Raw genomic sequence first — 13,394 nt, 5'->3', positions numbered from 1 at the left:
CTCGTCATAATGATCGGCTAAAAACTTATTTTTTGGAGGAATCACATGCAAACAGGTACAGTGAAATGGTTCAACGCGGATAAAGGATTCGGCTTTATCGAAACTGAAGAAGGAACAGACGTATTCGTTCATTTCAGTGCAATTCAAGGTGAAGGTTACAAATCTTTGGACGAAGGTCAACGCGTTCAATTTGAAGTAACTCAAGGCAACCGTGGACCACAAGCTGAGAACGTTACTAAACTTTAATTATATGAAAGCTGCCTTATTAATAAGGCAGCTTTTTATTTACTCATATTTTGCACAGTAAAGATTTCACATCCCAAGAATGAAAGAGAGGTATTCCCCATGGATAAAGAACAATTGATCACAGAAGTAGCTAAGGCTGGTGGTTTCTCCAAAAAGAATGCTGAAAAGGCTGTAACCGTTGTACTGGACTCGATTCTCGAAGCTCTCAAAGAAGGTAAAGAAGTTCAACTGGTTGGATTCGGGAAATTTGAAGTGCAGAAGCGTGAGGCAAGAACCGGAAGAAGCCGGAAAACAGGCAAAGAAATTCAATTGCCTGCAGGTAAAGTTCCTGTATTCACAGCAGGCTTAAGCATGAAAGAAGCTTTAAATTAAACAACGCAACAACCCATTGAAAAGAGGTTTTTATTCAAACACACAATGATAATATGGATGTAAATGTCGTCTTTTCTACCGTTGATGATATCATTAACTTTTATTCAGGTAAGCAGACGAACCCGGATCATACAGAAGATCACACTCACTCTAAGTCCCCATCATCAACAAAGTCTGATTGTATCCTACGACCACCCACCCGCTAAACTAACATTTCATCTTGGACAACAAGAGGCCCTGGTCCGCTCAAAACGGTCCAGGGCCTGATTTGCTTGAAAATGGCTCCTTCAGGAACCAGCCATTTTCTTGTCTTCTTTTCACACCTGTGCTACTTGCTGTTCAGAAGTTCGCGCAACGTCTGTGAATCATAGGAAGAGACAAGGCGTTCCAGATAAGTATCCAACCATACCTCATCCTTCTCCCACCACTTTAGTTCGAGCAGCAGTGCAATTGTTTCTTCGTCAAAGCGCTTTTTGACAGTCTTGGCTGGATTACCACCAACAATCGTATAAGGTTCAACGTCCTTAACAACGGTCGAATTGGAAGCGACAATGGCGCCATCTCCAATAGTGACACCAGGCATGATCGTCACATGTTGTCCAAGCCAGACATCATTTCCCAGTACCGTATCACCCTTATATGGAAGTTGCTCCAGTGTGGGTGTCACGCGCTCCCATCCTCCACCGAATATGTTGAAAGGATACGTGGTCATGCCCTCCATCCGGTGATTGGCGCCATTCATGATGAATGTCACTCCTTCTGCTATCGCACAGAAATTGCCGATGACCAAACGATCACCAATAAAGTCATAATGATGCTGTATCCTGTCATAGAATTGCTCTGGCGGATTCGTGTTATCGCTATAATACGTATAATCACCGATGTCCACGTTGGAGCGAGGCGGCAGGTTTTGAATGTAACATACCGTGCGGATATTCTCGTTCGGGAAAAGTTTTGTTTTATCAGGGGCCATAGGCAGTCCCTCCTTTTCCCTATTGTAACAGATATTAAATCTTAAACGGACTAAGTGAGGTCTGCAGCTCTGTCGACACATCGGACAAAATAGCCGCAGATGCCTTGATCTGTTCTACCGACTTAAGCTGTTCATGGACAGATCCAGCTGCCTGTTGTGAATTGGTACTAGCCGTCTGCGCATGGCGAGCGATCTCATGTACGGAAGCAACGATCTGCTCCACGCCTGCGGACATCTCTTCACTCGTCGCAGCCATGTCCTCAATCTCTGTGGCTATGCGCAGGTTCGTATCCCGGATCAGGCTGAAGTTTTGTTCTGTTTCGCGGGTCAAACGCAGCCCTTCTTGCACTTCGTCCTTCACTCTCGACATGGCCGATAGGGATTGCTTCATGTCTTGTTCCATGGCTTGAACTAATTCTTCAATACGATCCGAAGAGTCTCCAGCTTGTTCAGCAAGCTTACGCACCTCCGTAGACACCACGGCGAATCCTCTGCCATGCTCCCCTGCTCTTGCCGCTTCAATGGATGCATTGAGCGCAAGCAGATTCGTTTGATTCGCGATCTCATGAATCGAGGTAACCATCTGGCTAATCTGTGCCGACTTCCCTTCCAGCATACGAATGACTTCATCCGTTGTGGTAACGGCGGATGCGATTGTAGACATCTGCTGTACGGTCAGCTGTACAGCTTCTCCTCCGGTTTCTGCCTGTTTGCGTGAATACAATGCTGAATCGGAGATGCTCGAGGCCTTGTCTGCCATACGTTGTACGCCTATAGCTACTTCTTCCATCGCCTGCAGATTCTCTTCCGTACTAATCGTCTGACTCTCGGCTCCTTGAGCCACTTGTTCAACGGAAGATGCAATCTGGGCCGATTCATTGGCTGTCTGGTCCGCAATCTTCAGTAGTAGCCCAGTCGAATGCTCCGCTCTCTCCGCAACCTGAAGTCCACCTTGAATGATGACCTGCAGATTACTTCTCATCTCATTGTATCCCGTGCCCAGCAATCCGATCTCGTCTTGGACGTTGTCCACAACCGGCTGTGTGAAATCACCCGTACCCGCACGCTTAATCGCCATGGATACCCGTTCGATTCGTACTCTTACCCTGCGAACATACAACAGAATCAGGGTAATCGCGACCAACATCGCGAGCAGGAATACAATCAGGAACGTCTTGAGGAACGAGGAAATAATCACGTCAATTAACGACTGAGAAGCGCCTACATAGAAAATTCCGATTATCTCTCCCGATGCATTCTTGATGGGTTCATAGGCCGTTTGATATTTCTGACCTACAACCACAGCTTCACCAAAGTACCTTTCCCCTTGCTGCAAAACGGTCTGAGCGACCTCTTCAGACACCTTCGTGCCTACAGCACGCTTTCCGTCCACCATGACATTCGTTGCGACACGTTCATCACCTCGGAAGATTGTCACGGTGTCACCAGAAGCTTCTCCAATCTCATCCACCAGTTCGAAGTTGCCTTCCAGCGCGGTATCTCCCTTGAATAATTGCCCGTCCTTAATGGCCCAGTCTCCTGGATACTTATATGAAATGATATGATTCGCCATCGCGAGATCTCGCTTCGCCTTCTCTGTAGCGAACGTCGTAATCCCCTGTCTCATCTCCAGGATTACACTTATCGCCACAGCTGAGGAGAAGACGATAAATATACTGACAACGATCAAACTAATTTTGGTACCGATGCTCATGCTTCGCATGTGTGTGAGCCACCCTTTTCCCTATGTAATTGTGGGGATATTCAAGCCGATTTCGATTCCGTTTCGAATATCACATATAGTCTTATCGGTAGGACAGATCACATAATTTATAATGACGCAGTGACTTTTATCACAAATCAACCCTCTTAAGATCTAATCTTTTACGTTTTCTCCGTAATCATGTGAGAATGTCCTTCGGTTTGGAAATTTATAGTGACAATCCGTATATAAATATCTATATTGTGTTGCCAACCACACAAAATGATGATATATTTTAGTTGCCGACAACATAAGTAAGAAAGTTTGGGCACACTATGACATCTACAGACGAATAAAGACGAAAAGATATATTCATCTTCAACCTAATTCCTTAACGACTGGAGCGTGTAAATAATGCATACAACTAGTATGAAAGCTATCCAAGTTTATCAATACGGGGGCCCAGAGACATTACAGTTCGAACAGGAAGTCCATATGCCCCATCCAGCTGCCGGAGAAGTTCTGGTACGCATTCAGTATGCAGGAGCCATTCCGCTGGACTGGAAGATTCGTAATGGCTGGTTGCAGAACGTGTTTGTCAAAGAGCTGCCTTATACACCCGGAACGGCCATGTCAGGTATCGTTGAATCCGTGGGGGAAGGTGTCGTTACCTTCCAGCCAGGAGATCACGTCTTCGGTAATGTGAACGGAAGTTATGCTGAATATGGCATTGCTCCTGCTACGGATGTGGTGCATATGCCGGCCGACCTTCGTTTTGAGGATGCTGCAACCATCAAAGGCGGAGCCGAGTCCGCGTGGAAGGTATTGTTCACTGAAGGTGAGCTGGAAGCAGGGCAAACGGTACTGATCCATGCGGCTGCGGGTGGTGTCGGACAATTCGCCGTGCAGCTCGCAAAATGGAAAGGGGCTCATGTGATCGCAACAGCTTCAGGAGCCAATGTTGATTTTGTTGCTTCGCTGGGTGCTGATCAGGTGATCGATTACAAAACATCCGTGTTCGAAGAACTGGTAAGCCATGTTGATCTGGTTGTTGACGCTGTGGGTGGAGAGATCGAAGACCGCTCATGGGGTGTTCTGAAACGCGGAGGTAAATTGGTATCGTTAACTCAACTGCCTTCTGCCGAAAAAGCAGCGCAGTATGGCGTTACAGCCAAGTTTAATTCCAAATTTCCGACATCAGAGGATCTGTACACGATCGCTCAGCTAATCGCTAACGGTTCCCTCCGCTCAGAGATTGATTCCATCTTTCCTTTAAGTGAAGCGAATCAAGCGCATGCCAAAAGTGAGGCCAGACATGGACGAGGCCGAATTTTGCTGGATGTTCGCTCCGTCTAACCTGAAAAAGCAGAGCAAAAAGGGATTCGATCTGACCATCGAATCCCTTTTCTCATTCTCCATACAACAACGTTGCTCTTCAGGAGATTTTTCTTATTTGGATGTAAGGCTTACTTGTGCAGCGATTTGATCCCAGTCCACTGTCAATCCCAGTCCTTCAGAAATGAAGCGTACAGGCACGAGTGTGCGACTGTTTTGAATAATTGCCGGTGTATCCATTTCGAGTGTCTCCCCATTTCCATTTACAGTTGGCCGTGCTGCTTCCGATCTGGAGTACAAGGGTCTGGTCATTCAGAATAGCTGTGACGGTCTTCGCTGTTTTGTCCCATGTCACTTCTGCACCCATTGCTTCGAGGATTGCGTTCAAAGGCACCATCACTCGGCCACTTTGCTGCAGCGGGTCCTGATCCGGGAAAATGATCGATTTACCGTCGAGTGTTACGGTAATGGTTTTGTCCGTTGCTCCGGATGAAGTATTGGAATCTGTCTCTTCCGAAGTCTCAGGCAAAGGTGTCACTACACGTCCAAGTTGCTCTTGCAGATTCGCAAGACGGTTCAGTGCAAATGTCGTCAGTGATCCGGCAGCCATGGAGCCCATGCCTCCACCGCCGCCAAAGTTACCGCCAGGACGTGTCTGCGTAGTGCCTGTACTCGTTGTTGGTGGTGTTGTCCCATCTGGAGGTGTCATTCCTTCGAAACCTTCAGGCGGCGTCATGCCTTCCATGCCCCGGGGGGTGTCATTCCTTCAAATCCTTCCGGTGGTGTGCCACCCATACCACCTGCTGCATCTGCATTGGCAGAATAAGCGATGTTGGATTCAAACTGTTCTGTCGTATAGAATTTCGTTGGATCGGCTTCCACATAAGGACGAATCTCAGCGGCAAGGCCAGTAATACGATCCTGAATGCCTTCCATATAGTCTGTCAGTTCATTGACATAGCTCAAATATTTTCCCTTATACTCCGGCACAGCAAGCAGGTTGTTAATCATCGGTACATTTTCCATGCTGATACCCAGTACAGGCTCGTCCACAGATACGTTCGTTGCGTTGGTGTTAGTCGTGGTTGATCCGGTTGTTGTGCCACGTCCGCCTCCACCCGAGTACCCGTTGAAGGACATGTTGAAGTCCCAAGGAACAACCGTGAACTTGCCGTCGGCATCACTGTAGAGCATGTAGTTGTGCCCTTTGTCGCCGTTATAGCTGTCATAGTTGCCGAAAACCATGTTGCCTGCAATATATTGAAGTGCCGAGTCCACGTCCAGCACGCTCTCGATATCGCCTTTTTCACCTTCTGGCATCTCGTTCAGCGTTTGGATGAAGCTTTTCAGTTTGGCTTTGTCCTTATCCGTACCCAAGTCTTTGGTAATTGTACTGTAGTCGCTGCCCTCTTCATATTGAAGATAACTCTTCTCATCCGTATCATAAAGGACGCCTTCTTCGTAATCCTCACCGTAGTTGCGCTCCAGATAGCTATCATCCACAGCTTCAACGCCAGTATAGAAACCAACCAGCTCACCATTAACATACAGATTAACGTAATTCGTCATCGGTACATCCATGCCAGTACTCCGCAGTGCTTCGTAGTGAAGTACCTCACGCATATACGATGGATCAGCGTAGTTGTTATTCAGCACCATTTTGTCTAGTCCAAGCAAGGTTTGTGTTTTGTCGTATTTATCAAACTTCAATCTGAAGCTGTAACGATCCGATTCTTCCATGGAGGCTACGGCTTTCAGGGTCAGGTTCCCCTTGGTAGAGAAACCAACGTTGTCCAGCTTGTTGCCGTCCACTTCCACACTCACATTCTTGTAATCCTTATCCAACGGGCTTTCGAGCATGCTCTTCCAGTCTGCATCATCAATCGTTACATTCACATCAATGACGTTATCCGTCCGGAACAACGATTCATAAGCTTGCGTCACGCCTGCACTCGTAGTTATCACTGTACTCTCTGCGGCGAATGCCGCATTTGGACTTCCGATCAGACCAAAAGATGTCGTTACCATCGTGACGGATAATGCCGTTACTGCAACTTTTCGTAATAAAATATTCAAATGATGAATCCTCCTTCTTGGTTTCTGATAAGTAGCTGAGGCTTATGTAACCATGGTAGAGGACAAACCTTTAACGAATCTTAAATGGTAGTCATCGTCAATAAACACCGTGTGGCTTTGTGCTAAAGTTGCTTTCATCGACATACGTGAAGTCATGTAAAAGCGCAATTTAATTCTAGGGAACCGGTCCATAAGACCTATTTTACTTGAAAAATCTAACATTAGTATGTCGAAATAACGATATAACTAAAGGAGTAGAACTTACCTGGAGTTCATATACGTGAATATCATAATATATTACCAAGATAGTTTTATAGAAGTATCACATTAGATCTAAAATTACATAGCGTGTACAACGCCCAGGTTAAGTCCTTCGTCACAATCGTAGAAGGAGTGAACAACTTTGTTTAATAAGCTTCGCTGGAGTACCATGCCTTTCTTTGCTAAAAATTTGGTGATCTCGTTCGGTAGCATCACCTTAATTGGTATTATCCTGATTACCGCGGCTTACCAGCTACAAAAGAACATTCTGGTGGAACAGTTGCATGACCAAGCCACTGTCATCACCCAGAAATCGTATAACGATCTGGACATCGCCAAAGTCGCCCAAGCCGCCAGTGAAAAAAGCTACGCCGGTCCTGTACAGCAGGAGATGAAAGCCTATCTCGATTCCATCCATGAGTTCTATCCAAACATCGCACAAGCGTACATTTTCGGTGCAGAACTTGAGCAAGGAAACGGAACGTCCATCATCGCGATTCCAACCAACCTGTTGGAACCATTCGAGGAAGGCAATCTGCCCGCAGGTGCCATGTACCTGCTGCCTGATGAAAACTCCGCTGCCCTGAAACAAATGAAAGAGGACGGGAAACCTGCCTTCAGCGATTTCTACACCGATGAATACGGGACGTGGACATCCCTGGTGTATCCGATCAAAAACGTTGACGGCTCCATCTACGCTGCTCTTTTCTTCGATGTCGATGCAAGTGCCGTTCCAAAAGGTCTGAACAAACTGCTTACGTACGGATTAATGTTCCTTGTCGGTTTCCTGATCCTGTTCATGGTGTTGCAATTCATTTTGCTAAAAAGAACGTTGCTGCCGATTCGCAACCTGATGAAGGGAATCGAGGAAGTCAGCACAGGCAATCTGGATGTCACCATTGATACAGGGCGAGATGATCTGGGTGTCATTAACGAGAAGTTCAATGCCATGATCGAACGATTCAACACGACGATGTTCAAGGTGCAAGCCACATCTAACCACCTCTCGAACTCATCCAAACAACTATTGGAGATTTCAGCGAAAAATAATGATAATATTCAATCCATCAGCAACAACATTCGTGAAATATCCACCGGCATGGTATCTCAGGACAAAGCCTCGGTGGAGAGTGCTCGCGCGATGACTGAAATGTCAACGGTTGTCCAGACGATTGCCAGCAGTTCAGCTGATGTGGCAGATGAAGCACTAAGCATGGAGCAACGTTCCAGTGCCGGTAATGAAGTGATGCAGCAAGTCATTGAGCAGATGCGCCTCATCTCCGGTGCAGTGCAACATACATCCGAGTCCATTCAGTCTTTGGAAAATAACTCGAACCAAATTAGCAACATTGTCAATCTGATTACGGAGATTGCCGGACAAACCAATTTGCTGGCCCTCAACGCTTCGATCGAGGCCGCCCGCGCAGGTGAAGAAGGAAGAGGATTTGCCGTGGTTGCAGGCGAGGTACGTAACCTGGCAGAGCAATCTCAGGAATCAGCGAAGCAAATTCGACAGTTAATTGAGGAAATTCAGCGCGATATCATTCAGTCTTCCGAGGCGATGCAACTGGGTTCCAAGGAAGTAACGAAAGGCTTGGAAGTCACGCAAGAGACTGGCGTATTCTTCGAGAATATATTGACTGCTACGAATAAAGTGGCGAACCAAATTCAGGATATCTCCAGCTCTACCGAAGAAATCTCGGCAAGCACCCAAGAAATGTCTGCCACGGCCGATGAACTCTCTGCCAATGTCAGCAAGGCAGCCAATAGCAGTAAACAAATTGAGCAGTCCATTGAAGAGCAGGAAGCCTCCATGGCAGCCATTGTGAGTGCCTCCGACGAGCTCTCGGTTGTATCCGAGCAACTGCAAGAACTGATTTCGTTCTTTAAAGTACGAGCAGAATAGAATTAATAGGACACAGATAAAAGTAATACGACACAGTAAAAAACCAAGGCTCATGAGAGACTAACTCGAAGCCTTGGTTTTTTGTTGTTACCAGGGTAGGTTCTATACTTCCCGGTTTCATTTAACAGACAGTGGTGTCATCAACTGATTGTTGAACCTCCAATCCACTATAATCCTGCAGCTGCTTTAATTTCTTTTCTCTGAGAAACGATTAATAATTGTAACTTTTCTGTTCCAAATGCACCTGCTGAGAAAGCATTCGCTTTTGGATAATAGACCATTCGAAAAGATGTTCCATCTTGAAGGTGCACACGTAAAAAAATCCCTGTCTCATGCTTGGATTTCTTATACGCATGCTAGTTCAGCATGTAGCTCACTCCCCCTACCCTATCCCCAATTTGCTCTGCAGGTACCACTTTGGTCCCTTCGTTGTTTTGAAAGTATGTAACAAATTGAACATCAGAAAATCAATCCATTCAATGCTTCCCGGGCATCTCTTCGTTGATTCCTTTGAAACTTCTTCCGTAACCGTTTCCTGAGGTTTGGATGTTATTTCTCCCTTATTCGATGTTCCACAGCCAACAATAATGACTAGAATCAAAAGTATACTCAAACGCTGGCTCCAATATTTAAATGGTTTCATTCTCATTCTCAATCACCTCAATCTATTAAACGGATTTAACTAAGACATAGTTACGAGCTTTTTACGATCAGCTATTCAACTCATTAAACACCTAAGAACAGGGAACAGTTATTTGGGCCAATATGCTCCTTGGTGTACTTCATTCATGCAATCGGCATTTCTGGATCTTTCTAAAAAACGAGCAGCAACACTTCTGTAGCAACCATTGTGCTGTCCGTTACCATAAAAAAACACAGACAGCTCAGCCATCTGTGAAATCGATATGGGTATTGAAGCGCCATTAGATACTGGAGACATGCAGCTACAATAGACGGAGCAAATATTCAATCCACATACTCCACACGGAGTGGGACAATATGCCTTCCATCTGTATATGCCTCCTTAGTTAATTTCAATCCACGCACTCCATACGGAGTGTGCGACAGGCTCCAGACAAGAAACTCATCAGCCAGCGTATCAACATTTCAATCCACGCACTCATACGGAGTACGACGGCGCTGTTATCAGGTTACCGCCGCCACCAGCAGGGTTATTTCAATCCACGCACCCCGTATGGAGTGCGACGAGGGGGCCGTGTCCATAGCTCTTACGAGCTCATTATTTCAATTCATGCACTTCATACGTAGTGCGACCCTCCCTAATCTTGAATCCACTCATACTCCATGTAATTTCAATCCACGCACTCCATACGGAGTGCGACCACGAACTCATTCTCCGTTATAGTTCATTGCCAAAAGGTCACAATAAAGACCTTTTCGACAAATTCCGAGGTGCGAATCCCCCAGGGGGCGTTTTCGTACCAGTCGTGACGCAGCTGTAGTAAGCTACGAAGCTTCACAGAAGGGCCACAACGCACTGAAGTGGCTCATTGATCGACAAGGAACGACTATTGATGTGAAAGTTTTTCTAGTGTGGGGAAACACAAGTCTGGATATGCCAGAACCCCAAGAAGATACATTTAGCTTATGGGATGATGATGATGAAGCATATGCTGGGGACACAACGCATAAGGAATTTGCTTTGCAAATCAGGAAGGCGATTGGTGGCTATCGATATGATGGGGAGTATAACTCCAAGCATGAAGTGACCCTTATGACACTGGATGCAGCTACACCAGGGCGAATGTCGATTATGTATTATCGAAGTTTGGATCAGGATATGTATTTGGATCGCTTGCAAGCCTGGCATGAGAGTTGTTATTGGTTGCATCGCTACCGGAAAAGCTGTAAATGTTTTTTTACTCTTGGGTTGATCTTCATCCCTTGTCTCAAATCATGAATACAACAAAAATACCCCATAAAGGGACTTTTTTAAAGTGTCTTTATGGGGTCAGTTTATACTTTGGACGGATTTTCTGTATTCAGTAGATTATTAAAAGTTAATGACCAACGCCATGATTAAATAACTGCATTATACTCTCAATTGGGAGTGCTGCTAACGTTGCCAAAACAATTGAATACACTATATTTAGAGCATTTCTTTTCTTCATCATAACATCCCCTCTAAGATAGATTTGTAACAGCTAATCTGTGCATGTGTAGCCTGCTCTCTGATTTTTTCAAAAAGCGCTACATATTTTATCTTATTCTGATTAATTTTAGGAGATATTGCCAAACAATTTAGTAAGATATCGATTGCATCGGAGTTATTATCATTTCGGGTATAGTACAGTGCCAACTCAAAACTAAATTTTAGATAATAAGAAACATCAATATCAGTAATTATGGTAATATCACTAATCAAACGATGTTCTTCAAATAGATACTCAAACTTCTTAATAGGTAAATTATTTAAACGATTGGCTTCAAGAAGAGTCAATATTCCAGATATGATCTCACCATTTGACTTTTGAATGTATGCCACGTATTCATCAAGCTTTGTAGCATTACCCTCGAGTAAATCCAAAACGATTAAATTGATCTTGGCTATATCGCTATAAAATTCAATTTCATTAAGTGTCTCTTGATTAGTCAATTTAATCCACTGAAAATCACTATATTGCAATACGCATTCCCTTGCTTTATCAAACTCTAGTAGTTTTTGATACGCTATTCCTTGCATCAAACGACTGTATCCAATGTAATAGACAATTGCCCGCTGTGTATGTATTTCAACGATATCCTGTTCCTTAGTCAACATTTGTAAATTATATATACGAAGTGATTCTTCATAAAGTGTTTCACCTAACTTAACGACCTCTCTCCAGTTGTCAAGACCATAAGCTATTCTGAGAAGTGTCACAGTCGAGTCTAATCCGTATCCATCATAATACCTCGACATACCCTTCCTCCTTATTTTACAATTAATAACATTATATTGATTTTTCTACCATAGGTCAAATCTATTGTTTAACAATAGACCTTAAAATATGCTGCATTTAATAGAACATCTCAGTTTTCGGCATTGTTTCTATACTTAATTATTTTTATTTCTCTGAAATAGAAAAGTCCTACCCACTTATCCATGCTTAACATGAGAAAGGTAAGACTTTTTTTAGGATTCAATTTGAATTCCATCCGGGGTGCCACCAGACACCCGTACCTGTAACAACGCTATTGCAAAGATTTCATTCCACGCACTCATATAGAGTGCGACATGTAACACCATACGAAAGGGTGGATATTTAAAATGATTTCAATCCACGCACTCCATACGAAGTGCGACAGCGGAAACGCACGTCATAAAGTTAGAATATTCATATATTATGCGTATTTCCAATCATTCGAAAGAGTTACATCATCAATTTTGCTAAAAAATCAGCATAAATCCTACTCACCTGTTGCCAATAGGTCACACAAAGGACGTTTTCGACAAAAACTGAGGTGCGAATCTCCTAGGGAAATCATGTGAGCTTAGGGTTCGCACCTGCTCAGATGACTCATGGCAATCACCAATCTGAACGATCCATTGATAGATATAAGATAATGCAAGCTCTTTATATCAACCCATTTGAGATTAGCTAAAGTACGGATTAACCATATTAAAGTGCTCTATTATAAACTGTCTGAACAAGCTTGAAATTTCGTTCATTTTGTTAGATTTTAATTCAATGATATTATGACGAATGATGATAGGATCGCCTAGTTTTAAAATTTTCAGTGTGTTTGAGGATAACTCATTTTCAACTGAGCATTTGGGAACTAATGCAATACCGGTTCCATTAAGAACCGTCTGCTTGATCATTTCCAAACTAGCATATTCAATATTTTTGTAATCAAATTTGCCTTGATCGACTAGAACCTTGTTAGCCACCGATTGATAAATGCAATTATTTCCAAAGGTAATCACTTTAATTTCATGACTGAACAGCCTCTCATCGGTTACGCGGTTAGATCCAATAAAAACAAATTCTTCTTCAAAAATAGGCGTACACTTAATTTGATTAAGTTTAGGATCAACAGGAGCAATACCAAAATCGATTTTTTGATTGATTACATCGTCTATAATACTTTGATGAAAACCCGTCGTTAATTTGATCTCAGATGTATTATACCGTTCTAAAAAATCGACGATAGGTTTGGAAAAATGGGTCACACAGAACGATTCCAAAGCTTTAATTTTAACGATACCGCTAATCTCATTGATTTCATCATATAGCTCTTGTGTTAGTTGCCAAAATGTTCGAGCATATTTTGCAAATATTTCACCTTTATCGGTTGGAACTACACCGTTGATCGTTCTGTGAAACAATTGTACATTCAATAACTCTTCAAGAATATGAATATGGTTGGTAACCGTAGATTGGGAGTAGCCTAATTGAATGGAAGCCTTGCTTATATTTCGTTGCTCATATGTTTTTAAAAAAGTATACATATATTTTCCATCTAATTGGTTTAGCATCATATACACTCCATCTATTTATTAGATAATGGTTATCAAC

General features: G+C 43.7%; 12 protein-coding genes. 5 read left to right on the top strand and 7 right to left on the bottom strand.

Annotated elements, in window-relative coordinates; genetic code table 11:
• The first annotated feature begins 45 nt into the window (after positions 1-45).
• A complete protein-coding gene (locus M1D71_RS05030; RefSeq protein ID WP_017690333.1) occupies positions 46-246 on the top strand; it encodes a cold-shock protein in 201 nt (66 codons plus the stop codon).
• A 99-nt stretch (positions 247-345) separates the two neighbouring features.
• Positions 346-618 carry an HU family DNA-binding protein gene (locus M1D71_RS05025; protein ID WP_036606368.1) on the top strand — a complete coding sequence of 91 codons (273 nt, stop codon included), beginning with the start codon at positions 346-348 and terminating at the stop codon, positions 616-618.
• Positions 619-946: 328 nt separating this feature from the next.
• Here the strand turns inward: M1D71_RS05025 and M1D71_RS05020 are convergent, their stop codons facing one another.
• Positions 947-1,591, bottom strand: a complete 645-nt coding sequence (locus tag M1D71_RS05020; protein WP_458125516.1) for a CatB-related O-acetyltransferase — start codon at positions 1,589-1,591, stop codon at positions 947-949.
• 34 nt (positions 1,592-1,625) lie between these two features.
• A complete protein-coding gene (locus M1D71_RS05015) occupies positions 1,626-3,314 on the bottom strand; it encodes a methyl-accepting chemotaxis protein (RefSeq protein WP_458125515.1) in 1,689 nt (562 codons plus the stop codon).
• A 393-nt stretch (positions 3,315-3,707) separates the two neighbouring features.
• Between M1D71_RS05015 and M1D71_RS05010 the strand changes: the two genes are divergently transcribed.
• Positions 3,708-4,649, top strand: a complete 942-nt coding sequence (locus M1D71_RS05010; RefSeq protein WP_458125514.1) for an NADP-dependent oxidoreductase — start codon at positions 3,708-3,710, stop codon at positions 4,647-4,649.
• Between the two features lie 93 nt (positions 4,650-4,742).
• Here the strand turns inward: M1D71_RS05010 and M1D71_RS05005 are convergent, their stop codons facing one another.
• Genes M1D71_RS05005 through M1D71_RS04995 form a run of 3 tightly spaced genes read right to left on the bottom strand, consistent with a single transcriptional unit; the run spans position 4,743 to position 6,704 of the window.
• Positions 4,743-4,850 carry a stalk domain-containing protein gene (locus tag M1D71_RS05005; RefSeq protein WP_458127170.1) on the bottom strand — a complete coding sequence of 36 codons (108 nt, stop codon included), beginning with the start codon at positions 4,848-4,850 and terminating at the stop codon, positions 4,743-4,745.
• A complete protein-coding gene (locus tag M1D71_RS05000) occupies positions 4,807-5,364 on the bottom strand; it encodes a copper amine oxidase N-terminal domain-containing protein (protein ID WP_458125513.1) in 558 nt (185 codons plus the stop codon). The genes M1D71_RS05005 and M1D71_RS05000 overlap by 44 nt, the downstream gene beginning before the upstream one ends.
• Positions 5,361-6,704: a CotH kinase family protein gene (locus tag M1D71_RS04995; RefSeq protein ID WP_458125512.1), complete on the bottom strand. Its 1,344-nt coding sequence runs from the start codon at positions 6,702-6,704 to the stop codon at positions 5,361-5,363. Before M1D71_RS04995 ends, M1D71_RS05000 begins: the two co-directional genes overlap by 4 nt.
• Before the next feature lie 430 nt (positions 6,705-7,134).
• Between M1D71_RS04995 and M1D71_RS04990 the strand changes: the two genes are divergently transcribed.
• Both M1D71_RS04990 and M1D71_RS04985 read left to right on the top strand, forming a co-directional pair.
• The gene (locus M1D71_RS04990) at positions 7,135-8,871 is read left to right on the top strand and encodes a methyl-accepting chemotaxis protein (RefSeq protein WP_458127169.1); all 1,737 of its coding nucleotides are present in this window, start codon (positions 7,135-7,137) and stop codon (positions 8,869-8,871) included.
• A 1,405-nt stretch (positions 8,872-10,276) separates the two neighbouring features.
• Positions 10,277-10,792: a type I-C CRISPR-associated protein Cas8c/Csd1 gene (locus M1D71_RS04985; RefSeq protein ID WP_458127168.1), complete on the top strand. Its 516-nt coding sequence runs from the start codon at positions 10,277-10,279 to the stop codon at positions 10,790-10,792.
• Positions 10,793-11,002: 210 nt separating this feature from the next.
• Here the strand turns inward: M1D71_RS04985 and M1D71_RS04980 are convergent, their stop codons facing one another.
• Both M1D71_RS04980 and M1D71_RS04975 read right to left on the bottom strand, forming a co-directional pair.
• Positions 11,003-11,794, bottom strand: a complete 792-nt coding sequence (locus tag M1D71_RS04980) for a hypothetical protein (RefSeq protein WP_458125511.1) — start codon at positions 11,792-11,794, stop codon at positions 11,003-11,005.
• Between the two features lie 675 nt (positions 11,795-12,469).
• Complete coding sequence (locus M1D71_RS04975; RefSeq protein WP_458125510.1) at positions 12,470-13,357, bottom strand: LysR family transcriptional regulator; 888 nt, start codon at positions 13,355-13,357, stop codon at positions 12,470-12,472.
• Between the last annotated feature and the right edge of the window lie 37 nt (positions 13,358-13,394).

Source organism: Paenibacillus sp. Z3-2, from assembly GCF_054161325.1.
Note: the sequence above shows the minus strand (reverse complement) of the source record. Positions and strands in the feature narration are given on the sequence as shown.